At 36.1% G+C, this 21,080-nt stretch carries 19 protein-coding genes; 12 read left to right on the forward strand and 7 right to left on the reverse strand.

The features are described from left to right. Nucleotides 1–104 precede the first annotated feature (104 nt). From rnt to sstT, 12 genes are all read left to right on the forward strand, one after another. Nucleotides 105–776, forward strand: coding sequence for a ribonuclease T (rnt, locus tag ACPF7B_RS02965; protein ID WP_490506148.1), 672 nt, complete (start codon nt 105–107; stop codon nt 774–776). A gap of 49 nt (nt 777–825) precedes the next feature. Continuing rightward, nucleotides 826–2,379: a glutamate--cysteine ligase gene (gene gshA / locus ACPF7B_RS02970; RefSeq protein ID WP_490506149.1), complete on the forward strand. Its 1,554-nt coding sequence runs from the start codon at nt 826–828 to the stop codon at nt 2,377–2,379. Nucleotides 2,380–2,415: 36 nt separating this feature from the next. Next, the gene (locus ACPF7B_RS02975; RefSeq protein WP_490506150.1) at nt 2,416–3,414 is read left to right on the forward strand and encodes a TerC family protein; all 999 of its coding nucleotides are present in this window, start codon (nt 2,416–2,418) and stop codon (nt 3,412–3,414) included. 70 nt (nt 3,415–3,484) lie between these two features. Next, nucleotides 3,485–4,804, forward strand: a complete 1,320-nt coding sequence (locus ACPF7B_RS02980) for an NCS2 family permease (protein ID WP_490506151.1) — start codon at nt 3,485–3,487, stop codon at nt 4,802–4,804. A gap of 93 nt (nt 4,805–4,897) precedes the next feature. After that, nucleotides 4,898–6,961, forward strand: coding sequence for an FUSC family protein (locus ACPF7B_RS02985; protein WP_490506152.1), 2,064 nt, complete (start codon nt 4,898–4,900; stop codon nt 6,959–6,961). Between the two features lie 63 nt (nt 6,962–7,024). Further along, complete coding sequence (gene mraZ, locus ACPF7B_RS02990; protein ID WP_490506153.1) at nt 7,025–7,516, forward strand: division/cell wall cluster transcriptional repressor MraZ; 492 nt, start codon at nt 7,025–7,027, stop codon at nt 7,514–7,516. A gap of 22 nt (nt 7,517–7,538) precedes the next feature. Then, nucleotides 7,539–8,354, forward strand: coding sequence for a glutamate racemase (murI, locus tag ACPF7B_RS02995; protein WP_490506154.1), 816 nt, complete (start codon nt 7,539–7,541; stop codon nt 8,352–8,354). 97 nt (nt 8,355–8,451) lie between these two features. Further along, the gene (locus ACPF7B_RS03000) at nt 8,452–8,988 is read left to right on the forward strand and encodes a hypothetical protein (RefSeq protein WP_490506155.1); all 537 of its coding nucleotides are present in this window, start codon (nt 8,452–8,454) and stop codon (nt 8,986–8,988) included. A gap of 235 nt (nt 8,989–9,223) precedes the next feature. Continuing rightward, nucleotides 9,224–11,794 carry an aminopeptidase N gene (pepN, locus tag ACPF7B_RS03005; RefSeq protein ID WP_490506156.1) on the forward strand — a complete coding sequence of 857 codons (2,571 nt, stop codon included), beginning with the start codon at nt 9,224–9,226 and terminating at the stop codon, nt 11,792–11,794. Further along, nucleotides 11,794–12,345: a nitroreductase family protein gene (locus ACPF7B_RS03010; RefSeq protein ID WP_490506157.1), complete on the forward strand. Its 552-nt coding sequence runs from the start codon at nt 11,794–11,796 to the stop codon at nt 12,343–12,345. Before pepN ends, ACPF7B_RS03010 begins: the two co-directional genes overlap by 1 nt. 5 nt (nt 12,346–12,350) lie before the next feature. Further along, nucleotides 12,351–12,830: a Holliday junction resolvase RuvX gene (ruvX, locus tag ACPF7B_RS03015; RefSeq protein ID WP_490506158.1), complete on the forward strand. Its 480-nt coding sequence runs from the start codon at nt 12,351–12,353 to the stop codon at nt 12,828–12,830. A gap of 78 nt (nt 12,831–12,908) precedes the next feature. Then, nucleotides 12,909–14,138, forward strand: coding sequence for a serine/threonine transporter SstT (sstT, locus tag ACPF7B_RS03020; RefSeq protein ID WP_490506159.1), 1,230 nt, complete (start codon nt 12,909–12,911; stop codon nt 14,136–14,138). A gap of 130 nt (nt 14,139–14,268) precedes the next feature. Here sstT and ACPF7B_RS03025 read toward each other — a convergent pair whose 3' ends face one another. The 7 genes from ACPF7B_RS03025 to hisD form a co-directional block, all read right to left on the reverse strand. Further along, nucleotides 14,269–15,165, reverse strand: a complete 897-nt coding sequence (locus ACPF7B_RS03025) for a LysR family transcriptional regulator (RefSeq protein WP_490506160.1) — start codon at nt 15,163–15,165, stop codon at nt 14,269–14,271. 228 nt (nt 15,166–15,393) lie between these two features. Then, nucleotides 15,394–16,023, reverse strand: a complete 630-nt coding sequence (gene hisIE / locus ACPF7B_RS03030; RefSeq protein WP_490506161.1) for a bifunctional phosphoribosyl-AMP cyclohydrolase/phosphoribosyl-ATP diphosphatase HisIE — start codon at nt 16,021–16,023, stop codon at nt 15,394–15,396. Nucleotides 16,024–16,026: 3 nt separating this feature from the next. Further along, nucleotides 16,027–16,803, reverse strand: a complete 777-nt coding sequence (hisF, locus tag ACPF7B_RS03035) for an imidazole glycerol phosphate synthase subunit HisF (RefSeq protein WP_490506162.1) — start codon at nt 16,801–16,803, stop codon at nt 16,027–16,029. After that, nucleotides 16,776–17,519, reverse strand: coding sequence for a 1-(5-phosphoribosyl)-5-[(5-phosphoribosylamino)methylideneamino]imidazole-4-carboxamide isomerase (hisA, locus tag ACPF7B_RS03040; RefSeq protein WP_490506163.1), 744 nt, complete (start codon nt 17,517–17,519; stop codon nt 16,776–16,778). The genes hisF and hisA overlap by 28 nt, the downstream gene beginning before the upstream one ends. 41 nt (nt 17,520–17,560) lie before the next feature. Continuing rightward, on the reverse strand, nt 17,561–18,652 hold the full coding sequence (hisB, locus tag ACPF7B_RS03045; RefSeq protein WP_490506164.1) for a bifunctional histidinol-phosphatase/imidazoleglycerol-phosphate dehydratase HisB: 1,092 nt from the start codon (nt 18,650–18,652) through the stop codon (nt 17,561–17,563). Between the two features lie 38 nt (nt 18,653–18,690). Beyond that, on the reverse strand, nt 18,691–19,755 hold the full coding sequence (gene hisC / locus ACPF7B_RS03050; RefSeq protein ID WP_490506165.1) for a histidinol-phosphate transaminase: 1,065 nt from the start codon (nt 19,753–19,755) through the stop codon (nt 18,691–18,693). A 29-nt stretch (nt 19,756–19,784) separates the two neighbouring features. Continuing rightward, complete coding sequence (gene hisD, locus ACPF7B_RS03055) at nt 19,785–21,080, reverse strand: histidinol dehydrogenase (protein ID WP_490506166.1); 1,296 nt, start codon at nt 21,078–21,080, stop codon at nt 19,785–19,787.

A 21,080-nucleotide genomic window follows, 5' to 3' on the forward strand; every position in this document is an offset into this window, starting at 1 on the left:
CTATAAATAATGATTTTCTATTAAAACAATTATTTATAGCACCACTATTACTGATAATATATTTTTTTCTACAACAAAAGGCGAGACGAATCTCTTTCATTGTTATGACAGATCACTTACAATCACCTCCCCCTATTTCCATGCGCTTTCGCGGTTTTTTGCCGGTTGTAATTGATGTTGAAACTGGTGGAGTGAACCCTAAGACCGACGCTCTTTTGGAAATTGCAGCGGTTGTTATTGATATGGATGAGTCGGGCTTACTCACAACAGCAGAGACTATTTCAGCACATGTTGAACCTGAAAAAGGTCTATTGCTAAATCCCGAGTCGATGAAGATTAATGGTATAAAAATTGATAATCCATTCCGCTTTGCAATTTCAGAAAAAGAAGCACTTAAAAGAATTTTTCAAGTTGTCCGAGATGCTTTAAAATCAAAGGGGTGTACCCGCGCAATTTTAGTCGGTCATAATGCGCATTTTGACTTGGCATTTTTAAATGCCGCAATTGCTCGGACAGGCATCAAAAACTCTCCATTTCACCCTTTTTCTGTCATTGATACAGTAAGTCTTTCTGGACTTGTATATGGCCAAACAGTATTAGCAAGAGCCATTGCCGCAGCAGGGATTGAATGGGATCATAGTCAGGCACACTCTGCGCTATATGACACTGAAAAAACGGCTGAACTCTTCTGCAATATTGTCAATCTTTGGCAAGCTAAAGTGGGTTTTGATTTAACACTTTTTCAACCCAATAATGACCCTATTGATGCACGATAAATTTCAATGTAATTTATAGATGACGATTCACTAACATCCGAGAAATCTCATGAAAGATCAATGTAATAGCTTAAAAAATCATTTAAAACTGCTAGGTTCTCACGCACCTCTCATCAATGCCGTTAATATTGGGCTTGAAAGAGAAACACTACGTGTAGATGCTAAAAAAGGTCATATTAGTCAAAGCCGTCATCCAAAGTCATTAGGATCACCGCTCACGAATAGTCATATTACTACCGATTTTTCTGAATCGTTATTAGAGTTTGTCACAAACCCCAAAGATACCCCGGATGCCGCTCTCGATGAACTACGAGAAATTCAACAGTTTACTCTAAACTCTTTGGAGAACAATGAGCTTTTCTGGCCTAATTCTATGCCTCCTGAAATTGCTTCAGAAGATGAAATTGCCATTGCCCAATACGGCACATCAAATGATGCCAAAATGAAGTCTCTCTATCGCAAAGGGTTAAGCCTACGTTACGGCAAAATGATGCAGGTTATCTCAGGAATTCATTATAATTTCTCATTTAAAGATAACGTATTTGAAACGCTTAAAGCATCGCTAAATGATAATCGCACATTACAGGAATTTAAAACTGAGCGCTATCTACACGCATGTCGAAATGTATCGCGTTACGGAATCATTATCCCTTTCTTTTTAGGGGCATCTCCAGTAATGGATAAGAGTTTTCTTGGAGGCAAACCACATACTTTCACATCACTAAATTCTACTGATTGCTATTTACCAAAAGGTGAATCTTTACGGCTCTCAGATATTGGCTACGGTAATAATAAATGCCACTTCGATGTCTCATTCAATAATATCGATGATTTTGTAAGTAATATTCATTATGCAATCTCTACACCTTGCCGTACATTTTCCAAAATTCCTGTTATAGAAAATGGTGCATATAATCAAATTAATAACCATATTCTTCAAATTGAAAATGAATATTATGCAAGCGTTCGTCCAAAACAGATTATCAAGAAAGGGGAAAACTTCTTAACTGCCCTTAAAAAAAGAGGGATTGAGTATATTGAGCTACGCTCAATTGATATTAATCCATTGATTCCAGAAGGTATTGATATTGACTCAATGAGACTAATTCAGCTCTTTCTTACTGCTTCAGTCTTAACAGATGCCCCCCCCCTTTCTCAACAAGAGTATGAAGCTAATCAAAAAAACCTTAAAATGGTTGCAAAACAAGGCTTAGTTCTTGATGAACCATTGATGATATATGATTTAACGGCAACGGTAAAAACGCATCTGCAAAATATTCTTCAATGGTTGATGCCTGTTGCAGAAGTTTTGGGAGAAACTTATATATCGACATTACAGCGATTTGAACAAAAATTAAGAAATACGGCAGAGTTACCATCACAGAAAGTATTAAAGGCTCTGATTGAGAGCAAACTCTCTTACCAAGAGTTTTTCCTTTTACAGGCACGCAAGCTCTATGATCGTGATCACTATCAGTTATCTGAAGTTAAAATACCGAAGATGCAAAAAGAAGCCGAAGATTCACTAAAAAAACTATATGATCTAGAAAATACCGAGCAAATTTCTTTCGAACAATATCTAGATAACTACTTCAAATTTTGATATTTTATTTTTTTAAAACACTAGAGGACTCTCTCCGTGATTGATCATGTTTCTATTGGTTCACCAACGCTGTATCTTGTATTTGGCGTTGTTGTCGCCATTATGATTTTTATTGATATGTTCGCACTTAAGGCGAGCGGTGATCATAAAGTCAGCGCCAAGGAAGCACTTATCTGGACACTTATTTGGATCACGGTCGCACTTTTATTTGATCTTGGGCTTTGGTATTACATCAAACACTTTATTCCGACTGGGGATATCCCTGCTAAATTTGCAGATAGTGGCGCATTTGCTTGGAGCAAGTCGCTAGAATTTTTAACGGGGTATATTGTTGAAAAATCGCTTTCTATTGATAATATTTTTATTTTCTTACTGATCTTTAGCTACTTTAAAGTTCCTAATATATATCAACGTCGGGTTCTCGTTTATGGTGTATTGGCAGCTGTGTTATTACGGGTCATTATGGTTTTAATTGGCAGCTATCTTATCTCTAAATTTGAGTGGATTCTCTATATTTTTGGTGCCTTTCTGCTTTTTACCGGAATTAAGATGTGCTTTGGGCATGATGAAGAACAAGATCTTAGTCAAAACAAAATTATTAAAGCCACCAAGAAATTATTTAAAACTACCGATCAATATCATCACGAACACTTCTTTGTAAAAGATAATGGTGTTCGTTATGCAACACCGCTCTTCTTAGTGTTAGTGATGATTACGATTTCAGATGTAATTTTTGCAGTCGATTCAGTTCCAGCAGTTTTTTCAGTAACGACGGATCCATTTATTGTGATGACCTCTAATATCTTTGCAATTTTAGGCCTACGTGCAATGTATTTCTTATTAGCAGATATGGCTGAACGTTTCTACCTATTGCAATATGGATTGGCAATCATCTTAATCTTCATCGGTGTGAAGATGCTGATTCTTTACTTCGATTACCACCTTCCTATTTTGTTCTCCTTGAGCGTGATTCTAGGAACACTAATAGGATCAATAGTACTTTCCCTCCTCCTACCTCAAAAAGGGAAAAGCTAAAACCTTAATTTTTAGGATAAGTCTCGTGAAAACGAGGCTTTTTTAATGTTTATCTCATAAAGGAAGCGTTATGCTCGAGAAGCTGTTTCAACTTAAAGCCCACGGCACCAATTTCCGTACAGAAATATTTGCGGGAATCACTACATTTTTAACAATGTCTTATATTATTTTTGTAAACCCAAGTATTTTGGGAAATACAGGAATGGATACTCAGGCAATCTTTATGGCAACCTGTCTTGCAGCAGCAATTGGTACCGTTGTAATGGCACTTGTTGCAAACTACCCTGTTGGTATGGCACCGGGGATGGGTTTAAATGCTTTCTTCGCATTTACGATTGCAGCTCCCGTTGCTGCTGGTGGCTTTGGGTACACATGGCAAGAAGCACTTGGGGCAGTCTTTGTTTCTGGTGTAATCTTCTTCATCTTAACAGCAACTGGACTTCGGTCGTGGATTATCGGCGGTATTCCAAAATCTTTACGAGCAGCAATTGGTGCCGGTATCGGTCTGTTCCTTGCCTTTATCGGTTTATCAAATCCTGCTGTTGGTATTATTACCGATAGTCAGGCGACTTTAGTGACGTTAGGCGATCTCTCTTCACCTGGTGCACTCTATGCTATTTTAGGATTTTTTCTAATCGTTGTATTAGATAACTTTAAGGTAAAAGGTGCAATTCTTATTAGTATCCTTTTTGTGTCGATCTTAAGTGCAATTTTAGGTCACAATGAATTTGCGGGAGTTATCTCGACACCTCCATCATTGGCGCCAACATTCTTCCAATTGAGCTTTGAAAAAGTCCTAAGCGGCAGTTTCGTACAGATCTTAATTGCTTTAGTCCTTGTTGAGCTATTTGACGCAACTGGCGTATTGATGAGCGTTGCTAAGCGTAGTGGCCTATTAGATGAAACCAAAGTGCCAAATGCACAAAAACGCTTTAATCGTGCGCTTTTTGCAGATTCAACAGCTATCTTATCTGGTAGTCTTTTAGGAACAAGTTCAGTTACTGCATATGTGGAGAGTACCTCAGGTGTTCAAGCAGGTGGTCGTACTGGACTTACAGCACTGACAATTGCTTTTTGTTTTGTATTAGCTATTTTCTTCTCACCACTTGCAGCATCTATCCCTGCATATGCAACAGCTCCAGCACTCGTCTATATTGCGGGGTTAATGTTACGTGAATTAACCGAGATTAATTGGGATTCACCAACAGATTCTATTCCTGCTGCGCTTTTGGTATTGGGAATTCCTTTTACATACTCAATTGCCGAAGGTTTTGCATTTGGATTTATCAGCTTTGTCGCATTAAAACTTGGTACTGGAAAATATCGTGATATTCATCCTGCGACCTATATCATTGCGATTCTCTTCTTGTTAAAATTTGCTCTCTTTTAAACAAACAAATTTTTAATACGTTGTAGATATTACGCCATATTGAGACTTTGTTTTATTCAATATGGCGTTTTAATTTGAAAGGTAATTGATAGGATGAATCACTTTATTACAGCAACACATCGCTTCTTATTTAGTAGTGATTTTGCAATGGGTGTCAAAATGGCCTGCGGGATATTTATTCCAGTGGCGATTTTATATTGCTTTAATATTCCCTTTGAAATTTTAATGATTGCTGGTTACGGCAGCTTGACGATGTCGATTGCTGATCAGATCGGTCCGTTAAAACACAAACGTAATGAGATGGCCGCCACGTTTGTAGCAATGGTTGTTATTACCTTAATTTTTATCTTTCAACCACAAGGCTTACATCCTTTAAAAATTATCACCTTGTCAATGATCTCTTTCATTGTCGCCTTTATCTATGCGTTTCGCGTCAAATTCATTGCACTTGGATTTATTGTGGGATTTACGGCACTTTTAGCCTCTGGGAATACAGCCGCCACACCCTTTATATATCTTATATATTTTAGTTTTGGTGCGCTTTTTTACTTTGGTTTTTGTATGCTGATCACCAAATTATTTCAAGTGTATATTGTTCGCCAAAATCTTTCGGGGATTTACTTTCTCCTTTCCCGCTACCTACAAGCACTTTCAAAGTGTTATCGTCAATATGTTGATATTGAAAAAGAATTTAAAAATTTTATCAACTCTCAAACAGAATTACTTGAAGAACTCCAAGTAATGCGCGATCTGCTCTTTCGACTCGATTATGAGAAAGATCATCGTCTCAATCAAATGGTTAGCGAATTATTACTACTGATAGAAACTCGCGAAATCGCCACGATTCCATTGCAAGACTTTATTGTTATCCGCGAAAAATTTCCCAATAGTGATTTACAGATTTTTTTCCGTGATAGTTTCGCTAAGGCGGGTCGAAACCTTGATGAGATGGGAATGTTCTCATTAGGTGCGGGAGAAACACTCAAACGTCTTGGATTTAAAGCTGAATTACGTGCAATTGAATATGAATTAGAAATTTTACGCCGTAAAGATCCTGAAGGAGATGATTTAGAAGCTTATCAAATTGTTGCGAACCATTTTCGCAAGGTCTGGTCTTTATCAAGAAACCTTGAACGAATTCGCACCTTTTTGGTGGATGATGAAGAGTTTGAAGAGACAGTACCACGACATAAATTACAAAAATTTCTCTCGCATTCACATTGGTCTAATGACTTTATTACCAAAAATCTGACTCTTAAATCACCTGTTCTTCGATTTGCGATACGTTCTTCTTTAGCCATGTTTTTTGCGCTAGTCCTAGTTAAATCGACAAACTTCCTTTCTCATGGTTTTTGGATAGCCTTTACATTACTTAGTTTAATGCGTCCGGGCTTTAGTCTGACTAAAGAGCGAAGTCGCAACAGGATTATCGGAACAATTGTTGGCTGCGTGATTGGTGGTTTCCTGATATCTTCCGAACTCTCAACGCTCGCTCTTTTGATTATTCTTTTTGTATCAGTGATACTAAATAATGGCTTAATCCGCATTCATAACCCTTTGAGCGTTACTTTTACGACTGTTTATGTCTTAATCTTACTGAACATCAGCAAAGATTTAACAATGATTGATGGAATCAGTATTTCGATAGAACGAATTATTGACACAATTATCGCTGCCGCCATAGCCTTAGGGTTTAGTCATGTGTTACCTAGTTGGGAAAAGGTTAATTTACCCAAGCTCGTTAAAACCGCTCGCGATAATCTCTACAACGTTTTACTCGAAATTGAAAAATGGAAAATCACTCAAGAAAACGAAGATGATGCGGATTTAAAATTAGCGCTTCGAACAGCGCAAGGCTCAATCGTTTCGCTTTCTAATTCTTTAGAACGTATGAAAGATGAACCTGAGAAAAATCGACAACATAATATTACTGAAATTAATGATGATCTAATAGAGATGCAATCGATTTTATCGCAACTATCGTATCTTTCATCACTAATTGAAAAAGTAGATACCAATAATATTGCTGAATTTAACGCGATTTTTCAACTGATTAAACGCAGAATGGATCCTGAATTACGTATTCAAAAACCGTCTATCTCGCGTTTTACAATGCGAGAACTAAAACCCCTTATTTGGTTGGTAGAACCAAAATAATTTGGCAAATGTTATGAAAAAATCGTAAGATACGTAAATATATCACTAATTTAGGCTAATATTATGTATCAATTTCTTGGAGAGTATGAGCTAAAGGTCGATGCGAAAAATCGTATCGCGCTTCCTGCTACTCTAAGGAAACAGTTTGAGGATATGAATCACTTTGTGATTAGCCGAGCTTTAGATAAATGTTTAAACTTTTACCCTATTGATGCTTGGCGTGAAGTAGAGGCGGAACTTGACAAGCTTAATCCATTTGTTAAAAAACAACGTGATTTTGCTCGTTTTGTACGTGGCGGGGCGACGGAAGTTATACTCGATAATCAAGGCCGTATGGTTTTGCCTAAAAGACTTATGGGCTATGCGGGCATTGAATCAGAGATGATACTGCTTGGAAATGGTAATCTTTTTGAAATGTGGGATCTTGCAACTTATGAAGAAATGCTTTCTATCGATCCAGAAGATTTCTCTCTTCTTGCAGAAGAAGTTATGCAATTTGAACCGGAAGAAAAGCCGGTTCTCGATCCTAACATCGTTGTCCCATTGGCACGATAAACTTCTTTAAACTATCTGACTTATGTTACGTATTGGATTAATTGATTCAGGAATTGGCGGATTTTCTATTCTCAATAGTTTTCTGAAAGCTGCACAAAATATTGAAAGCGAGTTTCTCTACATCGCTGATTCAGGGCACTTACCATATGGTATTAAAACAGATCACTATATCCATCATCGAATGGAACGATTAACTCGATATCTTCTTAATTTAAATATTGATGCCTTAGTCATTGCTTGTAATACAGCAACAGCAGTGAGTGCTACAAAATTGCGAGCCCAATACCCTAACCTACCGATTATTGGCATAGAACCTGCTATTAAACCTGCAACCATACTCACAAAAACTGGTCATATTGCTATCGCGGCAACGCAGTCAACATTAAAAAGCCAACGTTTACAAGTCCTTATTGAACAATATGCACATCAGTGTAAAGTCCACTCTATCATTGGATCTCAATGGGTGACAATTGTTGAAAATGATGAAATTAACAGTAAACCTGGTCATAAAGCAATTGCGCAATCACTGATGGTTTTTGAACGGTATCCTATCGATCAGTTAGTTTTAGGCTGTACACATTTTCCATTTCTGGAAGACAAATTGAGGACTCTCTTACCGGCAGAAATCAATATTATTAATCCAGCAAATTCAGTCGTAAACGAATGTTACAAACGATTAGGCATTGAAATCGAGCAAGTACAAAACAATAGCCATTTCTCACCACAGCTACACCTAATGACAACTGGAAAACTTTTGGGACTTGTAAAACAGTCTTCATTCATTGATCATAATTACATTGATAAAAAATCCATTCTATTTAAAAAAATAGAAAGTTAACGCTATATTTTACTTATGTTAAAATCACTACTTGTCTTAGAATAGTTGTTGAGACATTCTAACATCTGATATCTTTAATCAATAGGAATATAGGTCTATGAGTAAAATATTAAAAACGACTTTAACAATGAGCACACTTGCAGTATTGATGGCTTGTGGGAATCCCATTAAAACAGTCGATTCTAAGGATCAGCTCTTTTCCATAGAAATTTCCTCAGACTATAAAGATGTGATGGATAAGAAGGATTTTGTTGTCGCTAACAGACTCGAAGGAACACCTGTCAATAATATTACCCTACTTCAAGCAAAAAAAGGCGATATCTCAAATGACCTTCTTTATGCTGTAACACTCACGCCTCCTGGAGGTGTTGTCATTACTCTTGATGAATTTAAAGATGTCATGAATGATACGGTTAATGCTATCGATGGTGTGGTTGATTTTAGAGTTTTTCCCGTTGAAAATAGTGATACTGAACTCACTTATATCGCTGAAACAAACGTTAACAGTGCTCCCTATTATGAGTATTGTAAGATCTCTATTAAGGAACAAATGACCACAATTTGCATTGGGACCGCAAAAGATCAAGATGGTGCAAAAAAAGCGATTGATAGTATTAAGTTCCAACGAAATTAATCTTCATTACTTCAAAGCTATTTAAATAAAACTCATTATATAAATATATATTTTTAATTTTCAAAAAAATATATATGCTTTAAAATCTATCTATTGCAAATGCCGTCTGAATTGAGTTTAAAAATTCAGACGGCATTACTATATATCGATCGATTTAAAAAATCATCTCGATAGTCTTAATAAATTTAAAATAAAAAATAGTACAAAAACTTATTGCCACTATTCAAGGATACATATGCCATTTACTCGTCAAAATGATAATCAAATTTACCGGTTAGATTATATCGCTCCAAATTATAAAATTAATTATTTAAAACTCCATTTTGAACTCGATGAATTTTCAACCATTGTCACTAGTCAATTTGAAGTTGAAGCGCTGCAACCGAATATTTCTGAGCCTTTAGAAATCCGCTTACATGGATCGAATGAACTACTGCTGCAAACAATTTATATCAATGAAAATCAGCTTGATGCATCGGAATTTATCTTTGACGATAATGATATTTTATTAATTTTGGATCAGCCTAAAAATGTTATCCAAATAATAAATACTATTAATCCAAGTACAAATACGGAACTTAGTGGAATTTACATTTCTAATGGTATGTTTTGTAGTGATTGCGAACCACAAGGATTTCGCAATATTACCTATTTCCCCGATCGACCAGATGTGATGACAGTATATCAAGTCACATTAGTTGCGGATAAAATAAGATATCCAATTTTACTCTCAAACGGTAATTTGCTTGAAGAAGGCACGCTTGACACCAATCCTCAAAAACATTACGCAATTTGGGAGGATCCTTTCCCTAAACCCACTTACCTTTTTGCAATTGTTGCCGGGGATTTGGAATATATCGAAGATTATCATATCCGTCCTGACAAATCAGCGGTGAGACTTCGTGTCTATTCTCATGAAAAAGATATTGATCGTTGCTCTTTTGCGCTTAAATCACTAAAAAAAGCGATGAAATGGGATGAACAGCGCTTTGGACTAATCTGTGATCTCGATTATTATAATCTTGTAGCAGTAGATGACTTTAATAGTGGTGCAATGGAGAATAAAGGTCTAAATCTTTTTAATACTAGCTGTATATTAGCTTCTAAAGAAACTGTAACAGATGCAGATTTCGATTTTGTTGAAGCCGTTGTCGGGCACGAATATTTCCATAATTGGACGGGGAATCGAATAACTTGCCAGGATTGGTTCAATCTCTCCTTGAAAGAGAGTATTACGGTCTTTAGAGAACAGGAATTTATCAGTGAAAATGAACACCCAGGAATTCGACGAGTTCAGGATGTCAACTTTCTCCGTACCCATCAATTTCCCTATGATCAAGGGCCCTTATCTCATGCTGTTCGTCCTGATGTATTAGGATCAATCGAAAATATCTATACAACAACCACCTATGAGAAAGGTGCTGAAGTAATTCGCCTTTATCAGACAATTTTAGGAAAAGAGGGTTTCGATCGCGGTTTTGCTCGATATATTAAAGAATACGATGGTATGGCAGTCACTGTTGAAGATTTTTTTAATGCAATGAAAGCAGAAAATCCACGGCTTTTTGATAGCTTTATGCTTTGGTATAGTCAACGAGGTACTCCGATAGTAAAAGCAACCACAGAATATAATGCCGAAAAAAAAGAACTACGACTTTCATTAAAACAGTATCTTTTTGATCCTGTCACAAAAGAAAAAATGGCGCCAATGCCAATTCCTGTGAGCTATGCTCTCTTTTCACAAAATGGAGAGATGTTGTTAGAGGAAATCTTTACACTTACAACGGATCAACAATGTTTAGTATTTCATAATATTCAAGAGATCCCTACTATCTCTCTTCTTCGCAACTTTTCTGCTCCTGTCATGCTTGACTATCATTATTCATTACGAGATCTAACGAATCTGATCGCCTTTGAAAAGGATTATTTCGCAAAATGGGAGGCGTTACAAAATCTCATTCTAAAGGTGATTTTCTCAAAAGAGCTGAGTGCAGAACAGATGGCACAGACAATCGGGGATGCGATTGCACCATTATTGGATTATGCATATGAAGATCCCGGTTTTTGCGCACAAATGCTAACGATTCCAGATGAAGGCTACTATCTTGGGTTAATGGAAACGGAGGATATTTTCTATCTTAAAAATATTCGTAAAACGATTATTAAACATATTGCGCATCGTTACCAAGATGAGTGGATTAAACTTTATAACCACTATCAAAATGATAGTCCGACAGCCCGATCTATTAAAAATATTGCATTAAAATTTTTATCGTCAATGCCCGAATTTCATCATCTTATCATTGAACAATACTACTCAACTACTAATATGACAGATATTGGTTGGGCCTTAAAATATGCTGTATGGGAAGATATTCCTCAAAAAGACCAGTTGCTTAATGATTTTTATAATCGTTATCAAGAATATCCGACATTAATTGATCGTTGGTTTGGTCTACAAGAGAGCAATCCAAATCTAACACTACAAACACTCGATAAAATCGTAAATCATCCAGCATTTAATCGTAATAATCCAAATCGCGCCAAAGCAATTATCGGTGCTGTTGGTAAAAATCGATTTGCACTTACAAAAATAGGCGCTCCACTTTATCAGTGGCTTGCTGATGAGATATTGGCTATTGATCGGATTAACTCTGTTACAGCCGCTCGTCTCGTCACACCTTTTACCAAAGTTGCACGCTTACAAAATCCATTACAGAGTGAAGTAATCGATATCATCGATAATATGTTAAAATCACCTAATATATCGGACAACCTATTTGACCAATTGAAAAGGATTTTATAATGAGTATTGCTCTAAAAGAGATTATTGAAAAACGTCGTACAATACATCATTTTATTGATCAAAAAGTACCTGCGGAGTTTGTAGAAAAAGCGTTAAAACTCGCGATATTTGCTCCTAATCACCACCATACGCATCCGTGCCGTTTTTATATTTTAGGTGATAAAACTAAAAAAACTTTCTTAGAGTATGCTGAAAGAGTATTCTCGAGTCGAGATTCTCTCTCTGCTGAGAAAAAACTGGCGAAGTGGCAAACAATACCAGGCTGGATTTTAGTTACTCGAAAAAAATCAGATGATCAAAAAACAGCCCATGAAGATTATGCAACTTTAAGTATTTCACTTTATATAATGATGCAATCACTCTTCGAAGATGGTATTGGAAGCAAATGGTCCACTGGTTCACTCCTGTTTGAAAATGAGGTTTATGAGCTACTTAGTATAGATCCTAAAACAGAAATCATAGAGGGGATGTTTTGGTATGGCTATCCAGAGAAAACACCGCTCCCATTTCCAAAACCAACGATTGAAGACTACGTCAAAGAGCTTCCATAGTCTTCATGGATATGTTTATATCTCAATATACTCTTGATGATCTGCAACCAGCACTTGGAAAACTTCCTGAAGGAAGCCACTTAGAGCTGGTTCTTGGATTTGATTTTGGAACACAGAATTTAGGTATTGCTGTTGGCAATTTATTAACCCATACAGCCCAACCTCTTAAAATCATTCCCGTTAAAAATAATCAGCCTGATTGGTCAATTATTGAAAATCTTATTAAAGAGTGGCTACCAGGTGCTTTTATTGTAGGAATGCCTTATACCCAAGATGGGAGGATTACCGAACATTTGTTAATTATTCGTAAGTTTATGAATCGGTTGCATGGGCGGTTTGGATTGCCTGTTTATGAAATGGATGAGTCTAAAAGCTCTATTGAAAGCCAACGGTTTATAAAGCCTTCCCAAAAAAATCGAAAAGGACAATTAGATGCTATTGCTGCCGCAATTATTGTTGAAAGATGGCTGGGTTTATTGTCGTAAAATCATGATGCTTGTCACCACTCTCATCTTACGTTATTCTCACAAGGTAATTTTGAGTTTATAGGATATATTTTTTGCATGAAGCCACTCTTTCATTTTATTAGTCGTTTTAGTCTTGTCCAGCAAATCGTTGTAGGTCTTGTTTTAGGGATTCTCGTAGGTTTTTTTCTTCCGCTTCATATTGCTCAGGCAATTGGTATTGTTGGCCAATTTTTCATTGGTGCTTTGAAAGCAATTGCACCAGTATTAATTTTTATTTTAATTATAGCGGCGATCTCTAATTATCAGAAACAAGATAATGGTGGAGCAATGCAAAAAGTTGTAATACTCTATGTGCTTGGGACATTTCTAGCAGCGCTGGTTGCGGTGAGCATTAGTTTTATGCTTCCTGTTAACGTACCTTTAGAGATGCAGTCAATTGATCCAAAAGGCCCAGCCGATATTACAGAAGTTCTCCGAACACTCTTTATGAATATGGTTGATAATCCCATCCATGCATTAGCAAATGCAAATTATATCGCGCTTATTTCTTGGGGGGCGCTGTTTGGCTTTGCACTTCGTTCAACAAAACAGTCGACTATTAACCTTTTTCAAGATCTTGCCCAATTGGTCACAAGTGTCATTAAAAAAGTAATTTTGATTGCACCCATAGGAGTTTTTGGTCTAGTTTCTGTCACTATCGCAGAAACTGGTTTTGAAGGAATGAAAGCATATATTCAATTGGTATTAGTCTTATTACTTGCGATGGCAATCGTTGCTTTTATTGTTAACCCACTACTTGTTTACCTATTTATGCGTAAAAATCCCTATCCATTAGTGATGAAATGTATAAAAGAGAGTGGTATTACCGCATTTTTCACACGAAGTTCGGCAGCTAATATTCCTGTAAATATTGAACTCAGTCGTAAACTTGGCGTGCGTGAAGAAACTTACTCTGTTTCAATACCTTTAGGTGCGACAATTAACATGGCAGGCGCTGCGGTCACGATCACTATATTTACACTTGCAGCTGTTCATACATTAGGTATTGAAGTAGATTTTCTTTCCGCCTTATTATTGAGCGTCTTTGCAACAGTTGGTGCATGCGGTGCATCGGGTGTTGCAGGTGGATCATTATTATTAATTCCTCTCGCCTGTGCGCTCTTTCAAATTGATAATGATATTGCAATGCAACTTGTTGTGATTGGATATGTTGTCGGCGTGATTCAGGATTCAACAGAAACAGCACTTAATTCATCTACGGATGTATTATTTACAGCGGCAGCAGACTTTTCAGCAACAGGAAACGAACCAAATCTTAAAAATTGAATCTGAAAAAGTGATCTGAGGTAATCTACCCTAAATAAAATTATCGTCGTTATTTAGGGCGATTACTATTAAAGAACTCTTAAATTTTTCTTATTTCTTATAGAAATTAATAATAAATAGAGTCGTATTATTAATGAGATGTATTTTGAGTCACTTCTTGTAGCCACTTGGAAAATAGCCCAAGTTTTTGATTATCTATCTTATTTGGTAAGTAAATTAAATTAAGAGGTTGATCATCTACGGAATGTTTGTTCACTATTTCTAATAGATGGCCAGATTCTAAATGGGGTTTTGCAAGAAAACTTGGAATTAAACCAATTCCTTTCCCTGCTAATGTAAATGCGAGACATGTTTCAGCATCATCTACGGCAATATCATGTTTTAAACTTGTATAAGCAATCTCTTCCTCAACAATAAAAGGCCAAGGAATCACCCGTCCCGTTTTCTGCGAAAAATAGTTCACAGCTCGATGCTCTCTTAATTCCTCTAATGTTTCTGGAAAACCATGTTTATCGAGATAAGATGGTGCAGCGCAACAAACAAAACCAATATCTGCAATTTGTTTTACTTCGACATTAGGATTATTAATTTGCCCTATATAAAGTGCAAAATCGATCGATGTTTCTTCAAAATTGAGCATTGTGTCATTGGTACCAATAAAAATTTCAATATTAGGATAATGCTCATGGAAATCGACTAAATGTGGTAATAAAATTGATTTAGCAATTACCGGAGAGACCTCTAAACGTATTCGACCACTAGGCCCATTATTGGGAGATCGTAATTGTTCACCGATTGAATCTAATCGCTCCAGAATATCAACGACATTGTGATAATAAAGAATACCTTCATCTGTTAAATTCACTCTTCGTGTAGTGCGATTAAATAATTTTACTTGTAATTGATCTTCTAATTGCGTGATAGCTTGGCTAACTGCGGGTCTCGTAATATCCATTTCTGTTGCTGCACGACTGAAACTTTTATGCTCTGCAACAGAGCGAAATATTCTCATCAATCGAAAAGTCATAGTTCATCCCTAAACTCATTGTTATTATTTTAATACAAAATTATATTTATAATTTATCATAAAAAATAAAAATGATTTAAATAATTTAAACACATTATTTATAGTTAATATAATAACAATGAATTTATAAATATTATTTTAATTAACAATAGAGCTTAAAAATATGAACTCCCCTTCAAATTAATACTAATTATGAATTTAATATTTATTGAAATATAAATAAATATTTTATTTAAAAGATAATTGTTCATGACGTTTTTTTAAAATTGAAATAACTGCATTCAATTCAAGCTCTTGATCTTGCAATAATACAAGCAAATGATATAACAGATCTGCTGATTCGTTTAAAATTTCGTCCCGATCTCTTGCCATTGAAGCTAATGCCACCTCCACACCTTCTTCTCCAACTTTTTGTGCAATTCTTTTTGTCCCTTTTGCAAAAAGTGATTTTGTATATGAATTTTTTGAAATATCAGTTTTACGTTGACAAATAATATTTTCTAACTCAAAAAGAAAGCTAGAATCAAAAATTGATTCTTTTTCAAAGCAACTTTTACGCCCTAAATGGCAAGTTGGGCCAACAGGATCAACAGAAATTAATAGTGTATCCGCATCACAATCTAGCGAGATATCTTTAAGCTTAAGAACATTGCCTGACTTCTCCCCTTTTCGCCATAATCGTTCTTTTGTGCGGGAATAGAAAACGACTTCTTGTTTTTCAAATGTAAGTTGTAATGCATCACAATTCATATATCCGAGCATTAGTACTCGGCCCGTATGAAAATTTTGGATAATCACTGGGATAAGCCCATTGACCTTCTCCCAATTAATTTTTTGTACCAAACTATTAAATTCCATTTATTATTGATCCTTTTGTACTTGAATACCTGAGGCTTGCAGGAAGCTTTTAAGTTCTGAAATATTGACTAACTCTTTATGAAATGCTGAGGCACCTAGAGTTCCATCAACATTAGCCACCAAATATGCATCACGAAAATGTTCTTTTGTACCGGCCCCTCCTGATGCTATTAACTTTACAGCACAAATTTCACGAACTTTTTTCAACTGCTCTAAATCATATCCATCACGCATACCATCTTGATTCATCATATTAAGAACAATCTCTTTGACACCTCTTTTTTGAATTTCTTTGATCCAATCAAGGGTTGTCCATTCAGTTTTTAAAGTGGTTGATTCATCACCTGTTAATGTGTACACAAGGTACTCATTTTGATCTTCGTTATAATAAGAATCAATTCCGACAACAATCTTATCACTACCAAATTTAGTAATGAGCTCATTAATCAGATTCGGATTTGCAAGCGCTGGGGAATTTATAGAAATTTTATCAGCACCATTTGCAAATAGTTCTGCTGCACTCTCCACGGAGTTGATACCTCCGGCGACGCAAAGTGGAATAGGTACAAAGGCTTTAATTTCTCTGATCCAACTTTTATCTACCACTTTCCCTTTTGAGGAAGCGGTAATATCATAAATTACTAATTCATCAGCTCCTTCTTGAATATAACGTTTTGCAAGGATAAGGGGATCTCCCATAATTTCGTGATCTCTGAACTTAGTCCCTTTCACGACAATTCCATCTTTTACATCTAAACACGCGACGATTGTTGCCAGCATTTTATTGCCTCCTTGGCTGTAAATTTTTCTTCTAATAATGCTCTTCCGATAATGACACCACTGATACCACTTCCTCTGAGAGCAATGATATCTTCAAGCGATCCAATTCCGCCTGAAGACTGAAATTGGATTGTTGGATATTTTCTTGCTATCTCCCGATAGAGTGCAACATTTGAACCTTGTAGCATTCCATCGCGAGAGATATCTGTACAGAGTACATGTTTTAAGCCGACAGTCAGATAATCCTCTATCATCAACTCTAAACCTATCTCACTTGTTTCTTGCCAGCCATTGATTGCGACTCGTTTTTTGTCACCAATCACACGTACATCAAGCGCTAAAACAAGGGAATCTGCTCCATATTTTTGAAACCACTCTTTTACTTCTTCTGGCGATTTCACCGCTTTAGAGCCAATAACAATACGCTTTACACCGATGGAAAGTAAATCCTCGATATCTTTAGCGCTACGAATACCTCCACCTACTTGGATATCAGTATTGAGATTTTTAACAATGCTTGAAATCAGGTTTAACTGTCGCTTACTTGGGTCTTTTGCACCATCGAGATCAACAAGATGAAAATACTCACCCCCTTGATTCTCATACTCTTTAAACTGCTCTAGGGGCGAATAAGCAAAAGTTGTTTGCCGTTCATAGTCCCCTTGCTTCAATCGAACCACTTGTCCATTTATAAGATCTAATGCAGGAATTATCATATTTTTCACTCTTTTTATAATTTTTCGGATAGTATAAGTAATTAGAGTATCCCTTTAGAGCTTGGTAATTCATTACCTTCGACGCGAATTGCTTGTCGTAATGTGCGACCGAATACTTTAAATAATGATTCAATTTTATGATGAGTATTTTCCCCTTTCACCCGTAAATGCAATGTGCATCCGAGTGAATATGAGAGCGATTTAAAAAAGTGAGAGGTCATCTCTGTACTAAATGTCCCAACTTTTTCGCGATCAAAAGTAGCGTCAAATTCTAAATGAGGTCTGCCAGAAAGATCGAGCGTACAAAATGCTTCACATTCATCCATGGGCAGAACAAAACCAAAACGACCAATACCACGTTTATTACCCAAAGCAATTTTTAAAGCTTCTCCAAAAGTGATTCCTGTATCTTCAACAGTATGATGATCATCAATCTCTAAATCCCCTATTACAGCGATATTCATCTTAAAACCACCATGTGTAGCGATTTGATCCAACATATGATCAAAAAATGGTATACCGGTAGAGACTGTACTGATGCCTGGTTCATCTAAAAATAATGCAATGTTAATATCGGTCTCTTTAGTTTTTCTTGAAACTTCTGAGCGGCGTAGAGGCCTATTCTGTCTATCGATATCTTCACCTCTGACTAATTTTTCGGTTATAAGAGGCCAAGATAAATTTTCACGATCATAAAGTAAACCCGTAATTCCCATATTTTCTGCTAATTGACAATCAGTCTCTCGGTCTCCAATTACATAGCTATTACGAGGATCAATACTATTTTGGCGAAGGTATTCTTCTACAATTCCTAATTTTGGCTTACGACAACTACACTCATCTTTTTCAAAATGAGGACAGATTAAAACTTCATCAAACTCAATACCTTGGGAATGAAATAAGGCCAGCATCTTTTGCTGAGGAATGTCAAAATCATCAATTGGGAAACTGTTTGTCCCCAACCCATCTTGGTTGGAAACAATGACTAATCGGTACCCCGCTTTTTTAAGTTCTAAAAGCGAGGGAATTACATAGGGTTCAAAGACCAATTTTTCGAGACTATCGATCTGAAAATCTGTTTTTGGTTCATCAATTAATGTCCCATCACGATCAATAAAAAGAACTTTTTTCATTATCTTTTCCATTAAAAATTTTGTTAGATCAATATATTTTAAAATGCTGCAAATCGACTTAGCACGGCATCAAGCTTTTCCATCTCTTCTGATAAGCCTATCGAGATGCGTAAACAATTTTTTAATTGTGGTGCGCTTTGTAGACGGACAAATATTTTGTTTTCTTGGAGATATTGATACAGACTATGAGAATCTTCTACTTTTATAAGAATAAAATTGGCATCACTTGGGAAAATCTGTTTTACAAAAGAGTATTTTTTGAGTTTATCAAAAAATTCATCTCTAATTTTTAACAGCTTTTTACAATCATCTTCCATCCTTTCTATCGCTTCATCTGTTAATGCTTTTTCTGCCATGGCAATTACAGGAACAGGAATAGGATATGGAGCAATTGTGCGTTGTAAAATAGAAATTAATGATGCATCTGCTACTATAAAGCCACAACGTAACCCAGCTAAACCGAAAGCCTTTGAAAGGGTCCGTATAATTGCTAAATGAGGATATTTTTTTACTTTTTTCACCCACGATTCAGCTTCACTAAACTCAATGTAAGCCTCATCAAGCACAACAATAGTTTTATTTGCTGTTGCATCAAGAATTCTCTCAATTTCTTGTGATGGAATTAGATTTCCAGTAGGATTGTTAGGACTACATAGAAAAACCATTTTTACGTTATCTATTGCTTTTAATAATTCTTCTGTATTGAGCGTAAAATCAGGGTTAAGTGGGATTTTTAATGTCTTTATATCATAAAGATCACAAGTCACTTGATACATTCCGAATGTAGGTGGGCAGTATAAAAGTTGATCCACTCCTGATTCACAAAATGTTTTGATTAAAAGCTCAATAGCAGAATCACCACCTAAAGTTACAAGAACTTCCTCATAATCAATTTCTAAATACTTCGCGTACTCATAGCGTAATACTTTAGGTTGGGACTCTGGGTATCGATTAACTTTTATTGGAAAATCAACGGTTTTTATATAAGGGTTTTCATTTGCATCAAGATAAATTGCATCACTCGATTCGCGTGAGTCAACACGATATGTTTCTATTTTTTTAATAGAAGATCGGCAGAGTTTTTCTGCTATCGATAAAGTCATCCTCTTCTCCTTCTTTGACGATTATTTTGTTATTTTTGGTTTTTTAAGTAATCAATACGAACAGTTACCGCCAATTTATGGGCATCTAATTGCTCTTTTTCAGCTAAAAGTGCAACCGTTGGGGCGAGTTGTGAAAAACCTTCTTCACTAAGTTTTTGTATAGTCATCCGTTTGGAGAAATCAGCAATTCCTAAGCTAGAGTAAGTTTTTGCATAACCATAAGTTGGTAATACATGATTAGTTCCTGAGGCATAATCGCCCATAGATTCAGGAGAGAAAGCCCCTACAAAAATAGAACCTGCATTCTCAATATTATCTATCTGTGCTTCTGCGTCGGAAAATTGTAGTATTAAGTGCTCGGGAGCATATTGATTACTTACATTGATTGCTTCATCGATGCTATCGACATAGATTGCCAGACTATTTGATAAAGCTTCTTTTGCTATTTCTGCGCGTGAGAGTCTTTTAAGCTGGGTCTCGATACTGACATTCACTTTGGCGATAAAATCATTACAAGTTGAGACTAATATTACTTGTGAGTCTGAACCATGCTCTGCTTGAGATAGCAAGTCTGATGCTACAAAGTCAGGATTTGCATGACCATCAGTAATTACTAAAACCTCTGAGGGTCCTGCAGGCATATCAATTGATGGGCCGTTTGGTAGTTGACTAACTTGCCGTTTTGCTTCCGTTACATAACTATTACCAGGACCGAAGATTTTATCGACTTTATTAATCGTTTTTGTACCTAAACCAAGCCCAAATATCGCCTGAGCCCCTCCCATCTGATAAATTTTATTGACTCCACAGAACTTAGCCGCATATAGAATTTCATCCGCAATCGGTGGAGGTGATGCTAAAACAATCTCTTTACACCCTGCAATTTTCGCAGGGATAGTTAACATTAAAACTGTTGAAAAAAGTGGTGCACTCCCTCCAGGAATATAGAGCCCAACTGAATGTATAGGCCGAGTAACTAGGGAGCACTCTACTCCCTTCATCGTTATCACCGTCGTTGGCTTTTGTTTTTGTGCTTCATGAAATTTTTTAATATTTGTGTATGCTACTTTTAACGCGTTTTTAAACGGCTTATCTAATCTTTTTTCAGCTGCCCTAATCGCTTCTTTACTCACCTCTAAATTTTTAATTACACGCTTATCAAATTTCTCTGTTAACTCAAGAATTGCGGCATCACCTTTAGTAAAAACAGCATTTTTAATTAAATCTACACTTTCTGTAATGGACGTTGCATTTAGTTGCGCTGGACGAGCAAGAACTGCATTTCTTTCCATTTTTGTTAATTTATTCCACTGATATATTTTCAT

The organism is Ignatzschineria sp. 22MB058224 (genome assembly GCF_058188435.1).